The 20,399-nt window shown below is 59.0% G+C and carries 13 protein-coding genes, 1 tRNA gene, 2 rRNA genes, 2 pseudogenes and 1 riboswitch; of the genes and pseudogenes, 6 read left to right on the forward strand and 12 right to left on the reverse strand.

Translation table 11 applies throughout. The annotated features are described in order from the left end of the window. Positions 1-162 precede the first annotated feature (162 nt). The 3 genes from U5A89_RS04065 to U5A89_RS04075 all read left to right on the forward strand — a co-directional run bounded on the left by U5A89_RS04065 (position 163) and on the right by U5A89_RS04075 (position 3,426). Positions 163-2,958 (forward strand): 23S ribosomal RNA (locus U5A89_RS04065). Between the two features lie 201 nt (positions 2,959-3,159). Then, positions 3,160-3,274, forward strand: a 5S ribosomal RNA gene (gene rrf, locus U5A89_RS04070). A gap of 75 nt (positions 3,275-3,349) precedes the next feature. After that, a tRNA-Met gene (locus tag U5A89_RS04075) sits at positions 3,350-3,426 on the forward strand. A 179-nt stretch (positions 3,427-3,605) separates the two neighbouring features. On the opposite strand, the pseudogene U5A89_RS04080 reads toward U5A89_RS04075, so the two are convergent. The 4 genes and pseudogenes from U5A89_RS04080 to U5A89_RS04095 form a co-directional block, all read right to left on the reverse strand. Beyond that, positions 3,606-4,293, reverse strand: a pseudogene (locus tag U5A89_RS04080) (transposase). Positions 4,294-5,340: 1,047 nt separating this feature from the next. Further along, positions 5,341-6,849, reverse strand: a complete 1,509-nt coding sequence (locus U5A89_RS04085; RefSeq protein WP_338159887.1) for a PepSY domain-containing protein — start codon at positions 6,847-6,849, stop codon at positions 5,341-5,343. Beyond that, a complete protein-coding gene (locus U5A89_RS04090) occupies positions 6,836-8,962 on the reverse strand; it encodes a TonB-dependent receptor (protein WP_338159888.1) in 2,127 nt (708 codons plus the stop codon). The genes U5A89_RS04085 and U5A89_RS04090 overlap by 14 nt, the downstream gene beginning before the upstream one ends. A 214-nt stretch (positions 8,963-9,176) precedes the next feature. Beyond that, a riboswitch (cobalamin riboswitch) is annotated at positions 9,177-9,425 on the reverse strand. 383 nt (positions 9,426-9,808) lie between these two features. Beyond that, positions 9,809-10,507 carry a pirin family protein gene (locus tag U5A89_RS04095; RefSeq protein WP_338159889.1) on the reverse strand — a complete coding sequence of 233 codons (699 nt, stop codon included), beginning with the start codon at positions 10,505-10,507 and terminating at the stop codon, positions 9,809-9,811. A gap of 111 nt (positions 10,508-10,618) precedes the next feature. Between U5A89_RS04095 and U5A89_RS04100 the strand changes: the two genes are divergently transcribed. Beyond that, complete coding sequence (locus U5A89_RS04100) at positions 10,619-11,548, forward strand: LysR family transcriptional regulator (RefSeq protein ID WP_338159890.1); 930 nt, start codon at positions 10,619-10,621, stop codon at positions 11,546-11,548. Continuing rightward, the gene (locus U5A89_RS04105; protein WP_338159891.1) at positions 11,541-12,152 is read left to right on the forward strand and encodes a TMEM175 family protein; all 612 of its coding nucleotides are present in this window, start codon (positions 11,541-11,543) and stop codon (positions 12,150-12,152) included. Before U5A89_RS04100 ends, U5A89_RS04105 begins: the two co-directional genes overlap by 8 nt. Here the strand turns inward: U5A89_RS04105 and U5A89_RS04110 are convergent. From U5A89_RS04110 to U5A89_RS04145, 8 genes are all read right to left on the reverse strand, one after another. Further along, the gene (locus U5A89_RS04110; protein ID WP_338159892.1) at positions 12,149-12,844 is read right to left on the reverse strand and encodes a YoaK family protein; all 696 of its coding nucleotides are present in this window, start codon (positions 12,842-12,844) and stop codon (positions 12,149-12,151) included. The genes U5A89_RS04105 and U5A89_RS04110 overlap by 4 nt on opposite strands. 104 nt (positions 12,845-12,948) lie before the next feature. Continuing rightward, a complete protein-coding gene (locus U5A89_RS04115) occupies positions 12,949-14,310 on the reverse strand; it encodes an alginate export family protein (protein ID WP_338159893.1) in 1,362 nt (453 codons plus the stop codon). Beyond that, positions 14,303-14,731 (reverse strand): DoxX family protein, encoded by a 429-nt coding sequence (locus U5A89_RS04120; RefSeq protein WP_338159894.1) that lies wholly within the window; start codon positions 14,729-14,731, stop codon positions 14,303-14,305. Before U5A89_RS04120 ends, U5A89_RS04115 begins: the two co-directional genes overlap by 8 nt. Beyond that, positions 14,728-15,636, reverse strand: a complete 909-nt coding sequence (locus U5A89_RS04125; protein ID WP_338159895.1) for a glyoxalase — start codon at positions 15,634-15,636, stop codon at positions 14,728-14,730. The genes U5A89_RS04120 and U5A89_RS04125 overlap by 4 nt, the downstream gene beginning before the upstream one ends. Positions 15,637-15,795: 159 nt before the next feature. After that, the gene (locus tag U5A89_RS04130) at positions 15,796-17,724 is read right to left on the reverse strand and encodes an amidohydrolase (protein WP_338159896.1); all 1,929 of its coding nucleotides are present in this window, start codon (positions 17,722-17,724) and stop codon (positions 15,796-15,798) included. Continuing rightward, positions 17,721-17,969, reverse strand: coding sequence for a XapX domain-containing protein (locus U5A89_RS04135; RefSeq protein WP_338159897.1), 249 nt, complete (start codon positions 17,967-17,969; stop codon positions 17,721-17,723). Before U5A89_RS04135 ends, U5A89_RS04130 begins: the two co-directional genes overlap by 4 nt. 25 nt (positions 17,970-17,994) lie before the next feature. Then, complete coding sequence (locus U5A89_RS04140) at positions 17,995-18,834, reverse strand: alpha/beta fold hydrolase (RefSeq protein ID WP_338159898.1); 840 nt, start codon at positions 18,832-18,834, stop codon at positions 17,995-17,997. A gap of 60 nt (positions 18,835-18,894) precedes the next feature. Then, positions 18,895-19,551, reverse strand: a complete 657-nt coding sequence (locus tag U5A89_RS04145) for an isochorismatase family protein (RefSeq protein WP_338159899.1) — start codon at positions 19,549-19,551, stop codon at positions 18,895-18,897. A gap of 614 nt (positions 19,552-20,165) precedes the next feature. Between U5A89_RS04145 and U5A89_RS04150 the strand changes: the two are divergent. Next, a pseudogene (locus tag U5A89_RS04150) lies at positions 20,166-20,291 on the forward strand (IS5/IS1182 family transposase); the annotation flags it as partial. Positions 20,292-20,399 lie beyond the last annotated feature (108 nt).

A 20,399-nucleotide genomic window follows, 5' to 3' on the forward strand; every position in this document is an offset into this window, starting at 1 on the left:
ATGCCGTGGCGACATGGGGTTGGTTTTTGGTGCTTGCCGCAAGGCAGGTGACAAAGGCTGATCTGATGATCGTTCACACAAGATTATCTGGCTGAGTTTAATAACCACACGAAAGCTAACGGCGAATGCTACCCAGTATTGTCGTTGGTGGTGTGGACTCTCAAGCGTGAGGTAAGGGCATCTGGTGAATGCCTTGGCATGTACAGGCGATGAAGGACGTGGCACGCTGCGATAAGCGTGGGGGAGCCGTGAGCAGGCTTTGATCCCGCGATTTCCGAATGGGATAACCCACCTTCACCATTTAAGACTGGTCCTGAGGAAACTCAGGCCCCGTGTTAAATGGGAGAGGTATCACTAAGCTGAATAAAATAGGCTTTGGTGAAGCGAACCCGGAGAACTGAAACATCTCAGTACCCGGAGGAAAAGACATCAACCGAGATTCCGTTAGTAGTGGCGAGCGAACGCGGACCAGGCCAGCGCCTGGGATATAGTTAGCAGAACGCTCTGGAAAGTGCGGCCATAGCGGGTGACAGCCCCGTATGCGAAAATGATATTCCAGGACTTGAGTAGGGCGGAGCACGTGAAACTCTGTCTGAACATGGGGGGACCACCCTCCAAGCCTAAATACTCGTACATGACCGATAGTGAACCAGTACCGTGAGGGAAAGGTGAAAAGCACCCCGATGAGGGGAGTGAAACAGTACCTGAAACCGGATGCCTACAAGCAGTGGGAGGGTCCTTGAGACCTGACCGCGTACCTCTTGCATAATGGGTCTGTGACTTAGTGTATCAAGCAAGCTTAAGCCGTTAGGTGTAGGCGCAGCGAAAGCGAGTCTGAATAGGGCGACCATGAGTTTGATGCATTAGACCCGAAACCCGGCGATCTATGCATGACCAGGTTGAAGGTGCGGTAACACGCACTGGAGGACCGAACCGTTCAATGTTGAAAAATTGTCGGATGAGTTGTGCTTAGGGGTGAAAGGCCAATCAAGCCGGGAAATAGCTGGTTCTCCGCGAAATCTATTGAGGTAGAGCGTCGGATGATTGCCGTTGGGGGTAGAGCACTGGATGGTTGCGGGGGTCGCGAGATCTACCAATACTAACCAAACTCCGAATACCAACGAGTCTAGTCCGGCAGACAGACGGCGGGTGCTAAGGTCCGTCGTCAAAAGGGAAACAGCCCTAACCTACAGCTAAGGTCCCCAAGTCATCACTAAGTGGGAAAGCATGTGGGATTTCCAAAACAACCAGGAGGTTGGCTTAGAAGCAGCCATCCTTTAAAGAAAGCGTAACAGCTCACTGGTCTAAATAAGAGATCCTGCGGCGAAGATGTAACGGGGCTAAAGTGATGCACCGAAGCTTAGGGTTCAGTCTTTGACTGAGCGGTAGCGGAGCGTTCCGTAGGCCGTTGAAGCGGAAGGGTAACCGACCGTGGAGGTATCGGAAGTGCGAATGCAGACATGAGTAGCGATTAACAGTGTGAGATGCACTGTCGCCGAAATTCCAAGGGTTCCTGCTTAAAGCTAATCTGAGCAGGGTAAGCCGGCCCCTAAGACGAGCCCGAAGGGGGTAGTCGATGGGAACCACGTTAATATTCGTGGGCCTGGAGGTGTGTGACGGATGGCGTAAATGGTCTGGGCTTATTGGATTGCTCCAGGCTGTGAAGTTGTCCCAGGAAATAGCCCCTCCGTATAGACCGTACCCTAAACCGACACAGGTGGAATGGTAGAGTATACCAAGGCGTTTGAGAGAAGTATCCTGAAGGAACTCGGCAAATTGCCTCCGTACCTTCGGAAGAAGGAGGCCCCATATATGCGCAAGCACTTATGGGGGGCACAGGCCAGGGGGTAGCGACTGTTTAGCAAAAACACAGGGCTCTGCTAAGTCGGCTTCAAGACGACGTATAGGGCCTGACGCCTGCCCGGTGCCTGAAGGTTAAGAGGAGGAGTGCAAGCTCTGAATTGAAGCCCAGGTAAACGGCGGCCGTAACTATAACGGTCCTAAGGTAGCGAAATTCCTTGTCGGGTAAGTTCCGACCTGCACGAATGGCGTAACGACTTCCCCACTGTCTCCAGGATATGCTCAGCGAAATTGAATTCTCCGTGAAGATGCGGAGTACCCGCGGTTAGACGGAAAGACCCCGTGCACCTTTACTGCAACTTCAGAGTGGCATTAGGAAAGAGCTGTGTAGCATAGGTGGGAGGCTTTGAAGCATCGACGCCAGTTGATGTGGAGCCATAGGTGAAATACCACCCTGCTGTTTTCTGATGTCTAACCTCGTACCGTTATCCGGTACAGGGACCCTCTGTGGTGGGTAGTTTGACTGGGGCGGTCGCCTCCTAAAGAGTAACGGAGGCGCGCGATGGTGGGCTCAGGACGGTTGGAAACCGTCTGTTAGAGTGCAATGGCATAAGCCCGCCTGACTGCGAGACTGACAAGTCGAGCAGAGACGAAAGTCGGTCATAGTGATCCGGTGGTCCCTCGTGGAAGGGCCATCGCTCAACGGATAAAAGGTACGCCGGGGATAACAGGCTGATGATTCCCAAGAGCTCATATCGACGGAATCGTTTGGCACCTCGATGTCGGCTCATCACATCCTGGGGCTGGAGCAGGTCCCAAGGGTTTGGCTGTTCGCCAATTAAAGTGGTACGTGAGCTGGGTTCAGAACGTCGCGAGACAGTTTGGTCCCTATCTGCCGTGGGCGTCGAAATTTGAGAGGAGTTGACCCTAGTACGAGAGGACCGGGTTGAACATACCTCTGGTGTACCTGTCGTCACGCCAGTGGCGCAGCAGGGTAGCTATGTATGGACGGGATAACCGCTGAAAGCATCTAAGCGGGAAGCCTCCCTCAAGATAAGATTTCTTAGGACCGTGGAAGACCACCACGTTGATAGATCGGATGTGGAAGTGCGGTAACGCATGAAGCTAACCGATACTAATTGTCCTATTCGCGCTTAAGAGTCCCACCATCAACGACAGCACTGGTTATCAGCGCATGTCAGCGACGGTCGGTTGTTAAGCCAGCCCAGATATAGCTTACAAACATACAAACCCGCCTGTTGGCAGGTTTGAACCCAACAAACCCGCCTGTTGGCGAGGTTTGCACCCAATATGTGCACGGCATCGATTATAACCCCCTTATATGCGCCCGCTTCATTGCTTGGTGACCATAGCGTCTGTGACCCACCCGATCCCATCCCGAACTCGGCCGTGAAACCAGTCTGCGCCGATGGTACTATTGCTCAAGCACTGGAAGAGTAGGGCGTCGCCAGGCATTGAAGCGCGCGCATATATCGGACACACAAAACCCATTCACTTTGTCGTTAGCGACCTCTGGTCGCGCCTCTGGCGCGGGATGGAGCAGCCCGGTAGCTCGTCAGGCTCATAACCTGAAGGTCGTAGGTTCAAATCCTACTCCCGCAACCAACGTAAAGACTTAGCGAACGCAGTGAGCTTAGGCTTTGCGTTGTCCCGGCGAACGCCGGGACCCACAACACCACACCCCGCCCACAAAGCGGGGTTTTTTAATGCCCCCAACCCGCGCGATCATCAGGCAAAGAGGCGACCATCCTGATCTGCCCCCACCGAGTGGACCGATTGGGGTGTTAGTAGATTAATCCCATCACCACCATATCCGGCCTTCGGTTCCGCTTCACTCCACCTCCGTCCGGATATGGCGGTGTCGCCGTTTCTGGTGCCGGTAGTCGGTATCCTAGGCTGCTATGCGGTGTAATGCTTCGATCAGCACCCTGGCCTCTGTGAGGCTGTAGAAGATCTCGCCATTGAGCAGTTCGTCGCGAAGCGACCTGTTAGCTTTCGTTATAGCCATTCTCCCATGATGATCCTGGCGCGATGTAGAGCGTATTTGGACGGCGGTCGCGATAAATTCGCTGCCATTATCGGAGCGTATATGTGCCGGAGGGCCGCGCGAGATGAACAGGTCGGCCAAGGCCGCCAGAACATCCTCGTGCTTGAGCTGCCGTGCCACGATGGGAGCCAGACATTAGTTGCGCTGGCCTTCGGCTCCCTTTGCCGCCTCCTTCAGGATCAGCTTGTCCAGCGTCAGGTCCCAGATCGCTCGGCGCAGCCGCTGATTTTCATTCTCCAGATCCTTCATCCGCCGTGCCTAGTCGGTCTTCAGCCCGCCATATTCCTTGCGCCAGCGATAATAGGTCTGCTCGCTGATCCCGATCCGACGGCATGCTTCGGCGGTCGAAGCCCCTGCGCCAGCACAATCTCAGCTTCACGCAGCTTGCCGATGATCTCTTCCGACTCGTGCTTCTTAAATAGCATCTGTCGTCCCTTTCGCGGTCCAAACTATCATAGTCTCTGGGACACTCAGCGGGGGGCAGATCAGACGATCGCGATCTGATTGTCGAACATGGTGTCTCCGAACAGTTCAAGGGTCTAAGAAATAGGCATCGCCATCGCACGAGCCTCGCTGGCGCAATTGTAAAAATCGACGGTGACGGGATTGGCGCTTATCCATGTGATATCGCCATCCTATCGAAGGACATGACAGATCTGCGTGGTAAGCAACGGAAGCTCGGCGTGCATGGCTGAAAGCTCCCGGCGCAACTGATACGAAGAGAGGGCCGCATTTATTGTCATGGGCGTGTTCATCTCCGCCGGGTACGTCTTAAACACCGATGGTCTCAGATAGGGTCCGAGAGGGTGACGAAGATTGCCAATATCTGCTTTTTATTTTTCGTTGCTCGAGGGGCGCCGAGCGAAAAGGCATCTATGGCTCAATTCCTAGTGCGCACCCTCATAATGACGGAGCTTTTGAATTTCCGCTTCATTGACTGGCGCCAATGCCAGCAGGTAATCACTCTTCAAATAACCGCCACGTTCATGCGGTGGGAGAACACAGCCCGCCTGTCCTGAAAAGGGCTTCGTTCTGAAGATGAAGCATTCGCAGTGCGGGGACTTAAAGCACCGCCAATTCACTTATATTGCCGCTATTGATTCCCCGTCGTTCGGGTTGTGATTTTCGCCACCAGCTGCACATTAGCATATCGGATCATCAGGGGTGGCTGAAAACCAGAATTTCCGCAGTTGGGGACTGCAAATCGAAGATTTACGACCATGTTGGTTCGATATCGTTGGGCGCTAGCTGAGACAAAGCATCGTTTTGGGCAAGGCCGTGAAACCTCAGCTTTTGGAGGAACTTCAATCAGTCTCCAACTTATTATTATCATCGTCCCGCGGCCTATTACCATGCGCAGAGCTGTACCATTTCTTTCGGTAAGTTGTTTTCCATCGTTCTGGTCATCTTCAATCTGCCAACATAACGCCCAGAGATATATGTTGTCGACGGAACTTCTGGCTTCAAAGAACCTACGTTCGGAAAAGACGTCGCCAGCCGACGACTACTCCACTGAGAGAAACGAGAATACCGGCCACAGACAGCATCCAGACCAAAATGTGCCGCAGTGGCGGCCAGATCAATAGCCATGGAAAGTCCAGACTATGCAGCGCGCTAAACAGCCAGCGATAGCTACGTCCACCTGATCCAACCTGACCGAGTAACGCACCGGTCATTGGATCGATGTGTATCCATGTCTGCGCAGGATCGTCGAATTTGAGCCGCAGCACGGGCAGCGGTCGGCTGTCGTCCCGCACGTTTCCAGTAGAATACCAATAGCGATCGGGACGTTTCAGCCGATCCACGCCGGTCAGCGTCGAGCCGGGCATGGCGGCCTGCGCAGTGATGATGATCCGGCCCTCATCCATCGACATTTGCTGCCCCGTAAGACCGTCCAGCAGCCGGGGCTTTCCCTCGCCCCATAAGGTGATAACTGGCCGACCGCCAACATAGGTGAAGCGAGCCTCGCGTGCACCTGTGGCTGCCCGCGTTAGCATCGCCACATTAGTAGCAGGAAAACCGGGGCGCGCTGTGCCATAGAGCCTTGCCACATCGCCACCCGCCTTGTCGCGCAATCCACCCCATGGGCTCATGGATAGCCAGCCGCTGAACACCCAGGTGATGACGAATAACCCGCCTACTAGCCCTGCGACATGGTGCCATTTCATCCAGCCGCGATAGGGGCTGACCGACCCTGATTTGTATCGTTTGTTCAACCGGACCCGCAACAGGCCGATCCAGACGCCCGCAATCGCCCCCAGCAGGCCGATGCCTGACGTCCACAGGACTGTCTGGCGCCATGGTTCCTGAAACACCCGCAACACCTCGAAATAGATCCAGTGCGGGATTGCGCCCAACCAGTTCCAGAATTGCTCATGTGCGGTCGTGTTCTGCACGACCTCACCGGTTTTTTGGCTGATGTAGACGTCGGTCGCTGCGGCATCGGCAAGCCTTACCCGCCAGAACGGAGCCATCGCCATGTAGGCGCGCGTGACAACCCATTGGTCATGGTCAACCGTAGTAATAGAGGCTGTCGGTGCGCCGGTAAGGGTGGAGGCAATCGCCTCCGCACGCGACGCATCGATCTGTGTGATTTCATCGCCCGTTTGCGCCGACACGGCGCGCCGCCCGTTGGGTGTGACGAACCGATAGACCGGTTCGCCACCCGTCATGCCAAGCCGCATTTCGGTTGGGAATGCAGCCAAATTCAGTTTCGCCAGTGCCCAATCTGGGCCAACATGCACCTGTTGCCATTCGATCGGCGCTGCCGTCGCAACCCGTTCCTCAGCGCGGAAGGAGGGGAAGGACACGTAGAGCATGACCAGTCCGGAGAAGAACCAGATAGCAAACAACAGGCATAAGGCGATGCCCGCCCAGCGATGGAAGACATAAAGCCAACGCTTCCCAGTCTTGGTCCAGGCGGTCAGCGAGAGTGGCGACTGCCTTGGCCGGGTCATGATTGCTATTTTAGAAAGCGACATGAAGGGTCGCCTCCACCGTGCGAGGATCGCCCAGCACCCATTGCGACGCTCCATAGGTCGCGCGCGCATAGATTTCGTTGAAGATGTTGCGCACCCGTACCGCCGCACTCGCACCTTCGACGAACTTCCAGCGGATACCGGCATCAGTTAAAGTGTAAGCAGGGACGACACGGCTGTTGGCCGCATCCTGATAGCGTTTGCCGACATAGCTGACACCGCCATCGACCACCCAGTCGTCGGCGAACGACCAACTGACGAACGCGTTGGCGCTTTTCGTGGCGACATTGCTGGGGCGGTTGCCTGCGCGCTGGAACAGAACCCCGCCCACCGATTCCGCAAAATCGTCGTAGCGCGCCCGCAGCAGCGCACCGTTGAGGGTAAGGCTCAAGCGATCGATCGGCTCAAGGAACAGCGACGCTTCGACACCGCGAGAAGATTGTTGGCCGACCTGTACCTGGATCGTGGGAATCAACGGATCGGATGTCAGCAGCTTGCGCTTGATGATGTCATACACCGCCAATGTCCACTGGCCCCGCGCGCCCCAGAAAATATGCTTGATGCCCGCTTCATATTGCCGACCGGTGGACAGGTCGAAATCACTCTGCGCCACACTGGTGGAGACGAGTGCTCCAACAGGATCGGCTGCGGTCGCATATTGGCCGTAGAGCGCGAGCGTCGGCACGGGATTATAGACGGCCCCGACCCGCCACGTGACGGCGTCCGGCGTCGACGTGAAATTGTTTGCCGCGTTCACATAGTCTGTCTTTGTAATTTCGGGCCGGTCGTAGCGCAGGCCGCCTACCAGAGAGAATTTCTCGCTGAACTGCAGCCGATCTTCGGCAAAGATTGAATATTGCCGGATCCTGTTGGTGTAACGGGGCTTGGTAGGCGCGCTGGCCTGATGGAGGAAAAGCGTGGAAGCCGGATCGTTCACATCGACCAGGCGGGTTGCGTTATTGCCGCTGTTGCTGACATTCTTGTAGCTGATACGGTTGATGTCGAAGCCGACAACCATCTGGTTCTCCAGTCCGCCCAGGCTATGGGTGAGATTGGCGGTCGTCCGGTTCCCGGTCTGCTTCTGGATATGATACAGTTCCAGGAAGCTGGATTGCCGGATTTTCGCGGCGCTGGTCGCCGTAGCAGGCACATAAGTTACGTTCTCTGCATTCTTCCAATATTTGTTGGCCCACAGATGATAGAAGGTACTGCCTATGGTCAGCGCATCGGATGCTGCCCATTCGATTTTCGCCTGGCTCCAATTGTCGCGGAAGCGCAGCCGGGCATCGTCGACATTATAGTTGTTCCGGCGTAGCGATCGATCCAGCTTTCCGTTGACCAGCGGGACGCCGAACCACGTCCGCGGATTTTGGTTACTATAGTCGTGGGACAGGGTGATGGAGAGCGTGTCCGTCGGCTTCAGGCGAATGGCCCCCGACAAGGCGAGCGCGTCGGAGTCGCCGCGGTCCATCCAGCCTTCCGACCGGCGATAACTTGCATCGGCCCGGAAGCCGACTGCGTCCGTAATCGGGCCGCCAGCGCCCGCCGCGACACTCAGACTGTCGAAGGATGCAATGCCGATGCGGCCGCTGACCTCCATCTGTTCGGACGGCTGCTTGCGTACGACGTTCACCGCGCCGCCGATGGCGCCCTCGCCATATAGAACGGAGGCTGGTCCACGCAGAATCTCCACGCTTTGCGCCATCCACGGGTCAGCCGGAAAGGTCAGCGTATTGTTGTACATCCGCATCCCGTCGTAGAGCGTCATCACCGAATTTTGTCCGGTGAAGCCGCGGGCGGACAGGCCATAGCCGAAGACCCCGGATGTGTTGACGATGCCCGTAGCGCGCGCGGCCGCATCCTGGATGGTCAGATCGCCCCGCAACCGGATGGCGTCGCCATCGAGCGTTTCTACGCTGGCGGGCATTTCGAGCGGTGTAAGCCCAAGGCGACTGGCTCCTTCGGTCTTCAGATTGAGCCGAAGCGGATCGACCACACCCGTCACGATGATGGCGTCAGGCGCGGCGTTGATATCTTCCGCCGGTGTCTGGGCATAACCAGCGGTCGGCAAAGACAGACCAACCGCAGCGAGCATGACGTTCTTGAAATACTGCATATAAACCCCCGTTCGTATCGCAGCGCACCTGTTGGGAGGGGCGCCAAGTGACAAGTTACGAACGGTTGGAGATGCGATGGCGCGAAGAAGGAGCGGTTGCCGCAACGTCGGGAACGCGCACGCAACCGCCTGGATTCCCGCACCTGCAGGACCAGCCGTTCGTTCGTCGCTCAGACGGAGTTCACCGTGCCGCGGCCATCCCCTGGACCAAGGCAAGAGCGACCAGACGTCGGCAGGTCTCCTGGCTCATGGGTCATCGCTTGATATACGGCCTTCCCAGGCCTCGCAGGATTTAGCGTCCGGCCCAGTGGCTGGCGGTTGGGGCACAATGCCGTCCGCACATGTATATCGCGCTCGCCACTTACAGTTGCAGGGACAGCTGCGGCATTGAATTCTCGAAAGAACCCGCACCGCATTCCCTTTTAATCCCCGTTTCCGGGGAACCGACGCGATCTTTGTCTGCATCCTGCCGAAGCTGGAGAGACCGACACGCTTTATGCGGCTGACTATCGTTTCGCAAGCAGTAGTCGCTGCTCATCGAACAGACCGACAATGATTAGCCCCGGACACAGCAGCCTCAAGTAGCAGACGGGAAGGCGGTTTTTCGGGGCGATGTCATCTAAAGCCAGCGTGCCACTCTCATACCAGCTGAAGCTGGCATCTCAGGGCGATGGTGCAATACGGTCGAACGTGGCCCTTCTCTTAAGCTTACCCCCCACTGCCCGAGACCATATCTTACGCGGGAGTGAAGTATGGGTTAGCGCTTTCTGGCGACATCGTACGCCAGAAGGGCTCAATTTTTATGCCGAAAACGTCGGGAGGGCGATCACCCCTCCCGTAATTTCCTTAGGCAGCATCAACCATGACGATCTCGCTATCTTCCATCGCGGTTACACGGATCACATCGACATCGTGGATGGCGGCACCGTCCCGGGCGTTGACCTGAACATTGTCGATTTTGATTACTCCAGTAGCGGGCACCAAATAGGCTTTGCGGTCCTTGCCAATGGGATATTCGGCGCTTTCGCCAGCCTTCAACGTAGCGGCAACGATGCGGGCGTCCGTGCGGATAGGCAGCGCGTCATTGTCATTCTCATAGCCAGACGCCAGCGTGACGAAATGGCCAGTCCGATCCCCTTTCGGAAAAGGACGAGCGCCCCAGCTCGGAGCATCGCCATTCTTCGTGGGCACGATCCAGATCTGGAAGATCTTCGTCGTGATATCCTCCAGATTATATTCGGAGTGACGCACGCCGGATCCAGCGCTCATGACCTGAACGTCGCCAGCTTCAGTCCGGCCCTTGTTGCCTAGACTATCCTCGTGCGTGATGGCTCCTTCGCGGACATAGGTGATGATTTCCATGTCGCGATGCGGGTGTGGCGGGAAGCCGGTCTTTGGCGCGATTGTGTCGTCGTTCCAGACACGGAGGTTGCCCCAACTCATACGCGCCGGATCGTGATAGCCGCCGAACGAGAAGTGATGCTTGGCGTCAAGCCAGCCGTGGTTGGCGCCACCGAGGTCTGCGAATGGGCGAACTTCGATCATGTAATGTCTCCTTTCGAACAGCGTCGGGCTGTCGTTGGATGTGTTTTACAACTTGCGATAACTTCGAAGCAGATACATAAATCTGGTGTATTCGTTCGAGAAAGTAGAACAATGAAATCCCCCGGAACTCCGACATTCGACCAGCTTCGCATCTTCCTCACCATCGTCGATCTCGGCAGCTTCGCGGCCGCGGCGCGGAAGCTCAATCGCGCCGTCTCCGTGATCAGCTATGGCATCGCCAATCTGGAAGCGCAGCTCGGGCTGACGCTGTTCGACCGGGAGGGCACACGTAAGCCCCAGTTGACCGTCGAGGGACGCGCCCTGCTCGCGGAGGCGCGCAGCATATCGCATGGCTTCGATGGACTACGGGCAAAGGTTAAGGGCTTGCTCGAAGGTCTTGAGGCAGAGGTCGACCTGGCAGTCGACGTCATGGTGCCCTCCGAGCGGCTAGGGAAAGTCCTGCGCAATTTCGCAACCGAGTTTCCAACGGTCCAGCTTCGCCTGCATGTCGAAGCGCTGGGCGCGATTACCGCCATGGTGCTGGACCGGGGCGCGGCCATCGGCATTTCAGGGCCGTTGGCGGCGGGCGTGGAGGGGGTTGAGTGCATCGCTGCCGGTTCGGTGCCGATGGTGCCGGTCGCAGCGCCCGATCATCCGCTGGGCCGCATGGAACGCATCCCACCTGGCGCGGGGCGCGAGCATACCCAGCTAGTGCTGACCGACCGCTCGCGATTTACCGAGGGGCAGGATTATTCGGTAATGAGTCCCAAGACTTGGCGCTTGGCCGATTTGGGTGCCAAGCATGCGCTGCTGCGCGAGGGGATAGGGTGGGGCAACATGCCGCTGCCGATGATCGAACCCGACTTGGTCGATGGCACGCTGGTTCGTCTCGTCATGCCGGATCATACGGGCGGAACCTACCGCTTTGCCGGTGTCTGGCGGCGAGACGCGCCACCAGGGCCTGCCGCCTCCTGGCTGCTGGATCAGTTTGTCGCTCTGGGTGCGGACGACAGGGAACTGGAAGGCATGGGCGATGTCTGATCAGGCCGAGAGCAGACCTAAGCGCGGCATGCGGTCGGGCCGACTTGAAGCCTTCACCGATGGCGTGGTGGCGATCATCATCACGATCATGGTGCTCGAGCTGAAAGTGCCGCAGGATGGAACGCTAGGTGCGCTGTCGGACAGCATGCCGATCCTGCTCGCTTATGTCCTGTCTTTCATCAATGTCGGGCTCTATTGGAACAATCATCACCATCTGATGCAGGCGACCCAGCGGATCGACGGTCGCGTGCTGTGGGCGAACCTCTTCCTGCTGTTCTGGCTCTCGCTCGTACCCTTCGTCATCCGGTGGCTCGATGCCAGCGGCTTCTCGGCCATGGCGACAGCGTCCTATGGCGTCGTGCTGGGGATGGCAGCGATCGGTTATGAGCTTACCGAGCGGTCGATCATCGCCTGCAATGGCCGTCAGTCTGCCATAGGGAGGGCCATCGGGCGCGATTGGAAAGGCAAGATCAGTCTTGCCCTTTACGCTGTCGCCGTGCCCGCCGCCTTCTTCGCCCGGCCGATGGCGATCATTCTTTATGTCGCGGTGCTGCTGTTTTGGCTCGCACCCGACCGCCGGATCGAGCGCGAATTGGAGGATTAGAGAGGCTTATTGGCGGCTGGGTGCAGCATGCAGGCTAGCGTTCCTGCGAAGATCAGCCCCCCGGCAAGGATGAGTGGAGCGACCAGCCCACCATGAGTGACGAGATAGGCACCGATGGCCGCACCAAGGAAGATGGCGGCCACACTACCGATGCGGCGTGCCCAGTTCGGGTTGGATCCGCCAGCGACGCTTGAATTGGCGGCGAGGCCCGTAATCGTGAGCGTAAGGACCGTCGTGGTGAGGTCCGGCACTTTCAACTGGCGGATGGTTGCGTTGCGGAAGCCCATAGCGAGGCCGGTCAGCGTGATGATGATATAGACGCTTGCACCAGGCATCTGCATGGCCACATCGAACCCAATGGCGACACCAGCTGCGATCCAGAGTAGACTGGCTTCGACCGAAGCGGCGATGAGCAGCCAGCGGCGAAGGGGCGAGCCCGCATGGCGCTTGCCGACGCGTCCGGCGATCAGCGCACCGACCATGAACGACGCAATGGCGAACATATAAGGCGCGATCCGGAATCCTGGTGCGCCGCTAGCGGCGAAACCGAGGAAGACGACATTGCCGGTCATATTCGCCGTGAACACCTTGCCAAGGCCCAGCACCGAGATGGCGTCGACCAGCCCGGTTGTGACCGAAAGAAGCAGGAGGAGCCAGGGGAGCAGCGATGTAACAGGCTTGTCGGCGGTCATGACGGTCTCCGTGAATGTCTATGCCATATGGCCTAGCCGCAACCTCGACATGGGAGCAGTCGAATAACGTCGTCCTTGTCGTTCGATAAATTGGAAAGATTGGATCAAAAGCGGAAGTTGCTTTCCAGGCCCAGCATCGTGATCGTTTTTGCAGGACCGGTTTCCTGGATGAAGCCGCCCGGCGCAAAAGCGGACAATGACGCCGACAATTCCCACTCGGGCGTCGCCTGCCAAGCGATCGTCGCTTCGGCCTCCTTGCCGATAAAGCGTGCTTTGCTGCCTGTTGCTTCGCGGATCAGATTGGCGGGAATGTCGTAGACGCCGTCCGCTATGCTGTACCGCCAATAGGCCATTGCGGCGAGACTGAACGAAACACCCCCACCCAACGCACCGCTGACGCGCGGATTGACGCTGACGATGTTGGTCGGTCCGACAGGAGACAATTCGCCGAAATATTTGCCCTTAGGGAAGAGCGCATTGAACGTGCCGAGTTTGCCGTCGCCCGCTTTGCTGTCGCCGCTGACGACATTGACCCGCAGGGTCGCGTCCGGAGCAAAGGGGAGCGTGGGAAAGCTGTGGCCGACCTCCGTGCCCAGCGTCCATGCCGAAATCCTCTGTCCTTCGAAATGGCCGAATTGCGCCACCCCCTCGACATTCCAGTGCCAGTCGCCACGCGCCCCGTGGAAGCGCAGGCCGATACTATGCCGCACTTCGCGCCCGGGCTGTCCGGCAAAGTGCGCAAGCCGATTGCGGTAGCCTAGATAGTAAATGTCCAGCTCCGGTAGCGTCGTATAGGCGCCCCACAGCGCTTTGGCGTCGGAGGTCGCGTCGTCGAAAATGCCGGGCCCCGGCTGGACGGGCCGCATATTCAGCAAACTGATTTTAGCCTGGCCAATCGTGACGTCCGCCCGCGCGCCATCGAACGCGAGCGGAACGTTGGGGCCATAGCGCGTTCCGACCAGACGTTCGGTGCCGAGCGAGAGCATCTGGCGGCCGGCGCGCACCGTCACTGGACCAAGGTCGACCTCGCCGAACGCCTGAAGCAAGTCGAATCGCGTCTGATCTATGGGACTGGCGGACGGGGATACGCCGATCGCATAGGCCAAGACCGGCTGCACAAAAGCCCGAACCTTGCCAACATGCAGATCGGCATAGGGTAGAGCGCGCAGCCACAGATAGCTGTCGTCCGGTGCGTCGGACCCGCCCCAGAGATTGTTCTGATAATTCTCGTTGCGGACGCGCAGTTCGATGCCTGTGCTCAACCAACTGCCGTTCCCGAGCGAGATATGTTTGAGCGGGCCCGTCCAATGATGCGCGCGTTTTTCCGCATCGGCGAGATCGGACCAGTCCTCGTCATAGCGCGTGATGCTGAGCGTGGGAGCCTGCCATGCCTCGCGCTGCTGGGCGCTGGCAGGTGCAGGGACGGCTCCCGCTAGCAGCCCGGCGGTGAGGAGACTCCTAAGCACGTCGCCGTTCCCGCGCGGACACGAGCGCCACCAGTACGAAGCCGCCGATCAGCCCGATATGCTCGAAGAAAGCATTGGTCGCCATGAAGCGTTCCTGCCCGGTCGACATCGCCCAGAAGGCGTTGGCGGTGAAGGCGGCCAGCAGCGTGAAGACGCCCAGCATGCCTGCACCCAGCCAGACGAAGCGGCCGGTCAGGATCAGGATCGGCCCGACCACCTCCACGCCGATGGTCAGCGCCGCCCAGACAGCGGGCGGGCTCATGCCGAAATGGGCCTGTTCGGCGACCGCCGCTGGCCAGTCAGTCGCTTTGACGATGCCACCCAGCAAATAGGCGCTGACTAGCGCGAGACGTGCCAGGAACCATGTGAAGCGCCAGTTAAGGATCGCGTCGACGAAGCGGGGTTCATCCGCGTCGGTCACGGCTTCACCGGCGCATGAAGTTCGGCGATGTAGCCGCCGGGGAAGCGGACGATCGCGGCCTGGCGATCGCCCTCCGAATGCGCGGGCACGATCGTCTCCACGCCTGCTGCCGTCGCCCTGGCGAGGGTCACGGGCAGATCGCCGACCTCATATCCGGTCATGTCGCGACCATAGGGCCAGGGAAGCTGACCGTCGGACACGATGACGCTCATCTTGCCATAGCCCGACGTCATGCGGATGCGACGGTAGCTTTTGCCCGGCTGGCCGATTTCCGCGCCCGGCGCCGCCTTGTCGTCGGAGGTGACCGTCGCATGGGCAAAGCCGCGCCATTGCTTCACGAACTGTTCGGCGGCATCGGTAGTCAGGTAAATGCGGTTCTCCGGCACCGTACCGAGCGCGGAATAATTGGGCTTCGTTTTGTGCCAATAGAGCTGCATGTTCACGCCACCTGCCCATTGCACCACCACGTCGCGGCCGATGGGATCGGGAAAGCTGGTGATGAGGCGCGTTGCGCCATGCCGCATCGCGGACGCGACCGCCGCGTCGAGGTCGGTCACAAGATAGCCCGTGCGTTCGGCACCGAACGGGACGGGGATCGGGGTGAGGAAGCCAAAGACGGAAACAGTGCCGACGGGGGTCAGCGCGAGCTGCGACTTCGTCTTGCTGTCCGTCGGCGTGACCTGGAACACGCCCTGCTTGCTCGCGCTGCCGCCAAAGGTGGCTGTGAAGCTCGCAACGAAGCGGTCGAAATCTTCCGGCGCGACATAGACATGGGTGGTGTCATATTGCGGGCCGACAGAAAAATCACTGGCCGGATTTTGCGCGGGTGCCCTGGCCTCCGCAGGCGCGTCGACAGGGCTGATGGCGACCAGAGCGGTCGCCATCAGGAGGGCAATGCAGTTCATGTCAGTATCTCCGTAGAATGTTGCTCGGCTTCCGATGAGGTCGCAAGCCTGTTCTACGCAGTCACGCCCATAGGAACGATCCGAATAAAATCAGAGGGCGCGTTCCAGATTGTCGAACACAAGTCGAGCGCCCCTCTTGCTGGAGGGTATCTCTTCGGATCAAACAGCCCAGCAGCCGCAGCCCATGACGCCCCAGAAACTCTGGACGTCGGCAGCGGGTACGTTGGCGCCAAGCGCCGCTGCATGGTCATGGCCATGGACATTGCAGGAGGAGACGCAGCCGCACGCCGATGCCATCTTCTTGGCCGTTTCGTGCCCACGCCAATGACCGCCGAAAGTAGCGACCGGCGACCAGTCTGGCATCGCCTTGGGTGCCTCGGGCGCGAGCGGACCGAAGCTGCCCTCGCCATAGACGATCTTGCCGCCCAATATGGTCAGCACCGATCGAAGATGCGCGATCTCGCTTTCCGCCACGCTGAAATAATCATCCGACAGCAGCGCCAGGTCCGCCAGTTGCCCGGCCTTGATCTGTCCCTTCTTACCGACCTCATTCGAGAACCATGTGTTCTTCTCAGTCCACAGCCGCAGTGCGGTTTCTCGGTCTAGCCTGTTCCGCACCGGATAGAGCGTCAGACCACCCACGGTCTTCGACGTCACGAGCCAACTGAGCGACACCCAGGGATTGTAGCTGGCGACGCGGGTGGCGTCAGTGCCGGCGCCGACGGGAATGCCCGCCGCCATCATCTTGCTTATCGGCGGGGTCGCTTCGGCGGCCTTCGCGCCATAGCGCTCGACGAAATATTCGCCCTGGAAGGCCATGCGATGCTGGACCGCAATGCCGCCGCCCAAGGCCGCGATCCGGTCGATATTGCGATCGCTGATCGTCTCGGCATGGTCGAAGAACCAGTTGAGGCCCTTGAGCGGAATATCCTTATTCACCTTCTCGAACACGTCGAGCGCGCGGCTGATCGTCTGATCATAGGTCGCGTGCAGGCGCCAGGGCCAGCGGCGTTCTGCGAGCAGACGGATGACCGGTTCCAAGTCGCCTTCCATCTCCGGCACCATGTCAGGGCGCGCGACGCGGAAATCCTCGAAATCTGCAGCCGAATAGACCAGCATCTCGCCCGCACCATTGTGACGATAGCTGTCATCGCCGTCGCCCGGCTTGATCTGCGTCGACCAGCTGGCGAAATCCTTTAGCTCTTCCTTCGGTTTCTGGGTGAAGAGGTTGTAAGCGATGCGCAGCGTCAGCTCGCCATCCTTGTGCAGCTTGTCGATGACCTCATAATCGTCAGGATAGTTTTGCGAGCCGCCGCCAGCATCGATCACGCTGGTGACGCCTAGCGAGTTCAGTTCACGCATGAAGTGCCTGGTGGAGTTGAGCTGATAGTCCTGCGGCAGCTTCGGTCCCTTGGCGAGCGTCGAATAGAGTATCGTTGCGTTCGGTTGGGCCAGTAGCAGGCCCGTGGGATTGCCCTGCGCATCGCGGACGATCTCACCGCCCGGCGGGTTCGGCGTATCTTTCGTATAGCCTACCGCCCTCAGTGCGGCTGCGTTGAGAAGGGCGCGGTCGTAAAGGTGGAGGATGAAGACGGGCGTGTCGGGGGCGGCGGCGTTGATCTCGGCGATGGTGGGCAGGCGCTTCTCGGCGAACTGATGCTCGGTGAAGCCGCCGACGACGCGCACCCATTGTGGCGGCGGGGTATTCTCGGCCTGCTTCTTCAGCATGGCCATGGCATCGGCCAGTGTCGGAACGCCCTCCCAACGCAGCTCCATATTATAGTTGAGGCCGCCGCGAATGACATGGATGTGGCTGTCGATCAGGCCGGGGATCAGGCGGCGGCCGCCAGCATCCACGACACGGGCGTTCGGCGCGGCGGCGGCGCGCACTTCCTGCTCGGTGCCGACGGCGAGGAACTTGCCGTTACGGATCGCCACTGCCTGTGCCTGCGGGTTTTCCCGGTCCAGCGTCGTGACCTTGGCATTGGTGAGGATGAGATCGGTCTGGGTCATGGCGAAACTTTCCATAGGTGCAGTCAGGGCGGTTGTGGCGGCGGCGCTGCCGAGCAGCTGGCGGCGGGTCATCATGTGTCGCGCTTTCCATGGGTCGGCAGCTCGCCCAGCACATGATGGACGCAGTCCTGGCGGACGAAGCGGGCCAGTTCCGGCAGACTGGCGACCCGCTTGACGACCGGGATCAACTGTTCTCCGAGCAGTATACCCGCCAGCCCGACAAGGGCTATTACCGGCGGCGCAGGAGAACGGACGCCCATCAGGCTGTAGACGATGCCGACGATCAGGCCGGCGCCGAGGGAGAGAATGTAGGCTTTCATGTCCGTTCTCCGGCGTGATGTGGGTTCAGGACTGGATGAAGGCGAGAATGTCGGCGTTCAGCACGTCGGCGTTTACGGTCAGCATACCGTGCGAATAGCCCTCGTAGATCTTGGACGTCGCGTTCGGCAACAGTTGCGCCTGCATTACTGCGGCATTCTTATAAGGCACGACCTGATCGTCATCGCCCTGCAGAACCAGCGTGGGCACGGTGATGGCCTTGAGGTCCTCGGTCTGGTCGGTTTCCGAAAAGGCCTTGATCCCCTCATAATGGGCAAGCGCGCTGCCCATCATGCCCTGGCGCCACCAATTGTTGATCACGCCGGGCAGAGCCGTCGCGCCGGGGCGGTTGAAGCCGTAGAAGGGACCGGTGGGGAAATCGCGGAACATCTGCGCACGGTTTGCCGCCAGTGCCGCGCGGATACCGTCGAACACCTCCATCGGCAGCCCGTGGGGATTGGCATCTGTCTGCGCCATCAGAGGCGGCACCGAACTGACGAGCACCGCCTTGGCGACGCGGCCCTGAGGCTGGCCAAATCGAGCGACATAGCGCGCCACTTCGCCGCCGCCGGTGGAGTGACCGATATGAATGGCGTTCTTAAGGTCGAGATGCGCGACGACGGCAGCGGCGTCAGCGGCATAATGATCCATGTCGTGGCCGAAATCGACCTGGGCGGAGCGGCCATGGCCGCGACGGTCATGGGCGACGACGCGATAGCCCTTCGACAGGAAGAACAGCATTTGCGCATCCCAGTCGTCCGATGAGAGCGGCCATCCATGGTGGAACATGATGGGCTGGGCGTCCTTGGCTCCCCAGTCCTTGTAGAAGATGTCGACGCCGTCCGTGGTGGTGATGAAGTTGCTCATGGGGAAATCCTTGGCACGATGGGGAGAAGCGGCCGGGGGATGCCCGGCCGCTGGGCTGGATCAATGCGCCTCGGAGGCGTTGAACATCGTCTTGGCGTAGGTTATGCCGAGGCCATAGGCACCGCCCCACTTCTTCGCGAAGCCGGTGGTCATGTCGTAGGTTTCGGTCCGCGCCCAGTCGCGCTGCAGTTCGAGCAGATACTGGAGCGAGGTCATCGGCTTGGCGCCCAGCTGGATCATCCGCTCGACGGCGCGCTCATGGGCTTCTTCGGAGATGTCGCCGCAGGCGTCTGAGATGAAATAGACGTCGAACCCCTGGTCGATCGCGGAGGCGACGGGGCCGACGATGCAGACCGAGGTCCACAGCCCCGCGAAAATGATGCGCTCCTTGCCAATGCGGTTGACCTCGTCGATGACGGCAGCGTCTTCCCAAGTATTCATCGATGTGCGGTCGAGCAGCGGCTGATGCGGGAAGGCGTCGGTGATCTCGGTGAACATCGGCCCGGAGAAGCTGTCGACGGCGACCGTGGTCAGGATGGTGGAGACGTTGAAACCGGCGGCGGCGTTGGCGACCAGAGCAGCATTATTGCGCAAAAGCTCGGTCGAAATCGACTTGGTGGCGAAGGCCATCTGCGACTGGAAGTCGATCATTACGAGGGTGTGATCGGTCGGCGTGATCAGGGATTTGCCGGGGGTCGGGGTCGCTTTGATGGTCATGTCGGTCTCCAATCGAATTTCGTACACTCGGATCGTCCCGGTGTGATTGAAGATCTAGCGGGATAGAGTTTTGCTGCGCAGTCTGATAAAGCTTAGCCCATTGTTCGATTAAATCGAATGATGGACGTGGACGAAAGCCCGGTTCTCCCGTTTGCTGGATCTTTGAGCCGAGCTGTGGACTGTGTAGCTTGCAGATCCCTACTGAACCAAATCCCATTCGCCGCTGGCGCTTCGGTGCCGAAGCCCGGGCAGTTGAAAAGGCCAGTTTCACCACCGCGATTTTTGCTGCGTCGAGATGTTCGGCAGTGTGATTATTTCAATGGGGTTCGCGAGGTCTGAGCAATCTGGAACGACGGCTCCTATCAATTGCAGACGTAGCCGACCCTGCCGACGAATGACCGGGTGTGGTCGGCTACCGCCGAAGCCGAACGCCGCGTCGTGGGACCTAGCTGCCGTTCTAGAGGCCAGCTTATAATGGCGGATTTCAGCCAAACACCGGACGTCCTAATGGACAGCAAATAGCGGCGAGGAGCGGGGAGGACGGGCCGGGTGCAGACGTGCGGGTTTTGGAGCCGAGCAGCGACTTGCGGGCACTAGTTAGGATACTGTCCCCGGAATTTGGCTGGATGATCCGATGGCACGGATTGGTCCAGGACTATGAGAAGCGGATAGACGTCTCGTGCGCCATTATCCTCGTAGCCATGGCCGGCAATCTCATACGCGGAAATGCTCATTCCTGATTTAACAAACGGACTTTTAGATGCCATTAGTTTTTCTTGCATTGTCATTGAGAATGCGCACTGATTATGCAGATTGGCAGGAGCCAGTTCGAATATAATAGGGGTGCT

The organism is Sphingobium sp. HWE2-09 (assembly GCF_035989265.1).
Taxonomy (GTDB): domain Bacteria; phylum Pseudomonadota; class Alphaproteobacteria; order Sphingomonadales; family Sphingomonadaceae; genus Sphingobium.

Coding starts and splice junctions, on each gene's coding strand:
- U5A89_RS04100 (WP_338159890.1), top strand. CDS start 10,619: ATGAAATCCCCCGGAACTCCGACATTCGACCAGCTTCGCATCTTCCTC.
- U5A89_RS04085 (WP_338159887.1), bottom strand. CDS start 6,849: ATGTCGCTTTCTAAAATAGCAATCATGACCCGGCCAAGGCAGTCGCCA.
- U5A89_RS04090 (WP_338159888.1), bottom strand. CDS start 8,962: ATGCAGTATTTCAAGAACGTCATGCTCGCTGCGGTTGGTCTGTCTTTG.
- U5A89_RS04140 (WP_338159898.1), bottom strand. CDS start 18,834: ATGAGCAACTTCATCACCACCACGGACGGCGTCGACATCTTCTACAAG.
- U5A89_RS04145 (WP_338159899.1), bottom strand. CDS start 19,551: ATGACCATCAAAGCGACCCCGACCCCCGGCAAATCCCTGATCACGCCG.
- U5A89_RS04135 (WP_338159897.1), bottom strand. CDS start 17,969: ATGAAAGCCTACATTCTCTCCCTCGGCGCCGGCCTGATCGTCGGCATC.
- U5A89_RS04125 (WP_338159895.1), bottom strand. CDS start 15,636: ATGAACTGCATTGCCCTCCTGATGGCGACCGCTCTGGTCGCCATCAGC.
- U5A89_RS04095 (WP_338159889.1), bottom strand. CDS start 10,507: ATGATCGAAGTTCGCCCATTCGCAGACCTCGGTGGCGCCAACCACGGC.
- U5A89_RS04105 (WP_338159891.1), top strand. CDS start 11,541: ATGTCTGATCAGGCCGAGAGCAGACCTAAGCGCGGCATGCGGTCGGGC.
- U5A89_RS04110 (WP_338159892.1), bottom strand. CDS start 12,844: ATGACCGCCGACAAGCCTGTTACATCGCTGCTCCCCTGGCTCCTCCTG.
- U5A89_RS04130 (WP_338159896.1), bottom strand. CDS start 17,724: ATGATGACCCGCCGCCAGCTGCTCGGCAGCGCCGCCGCCACAACCGCC.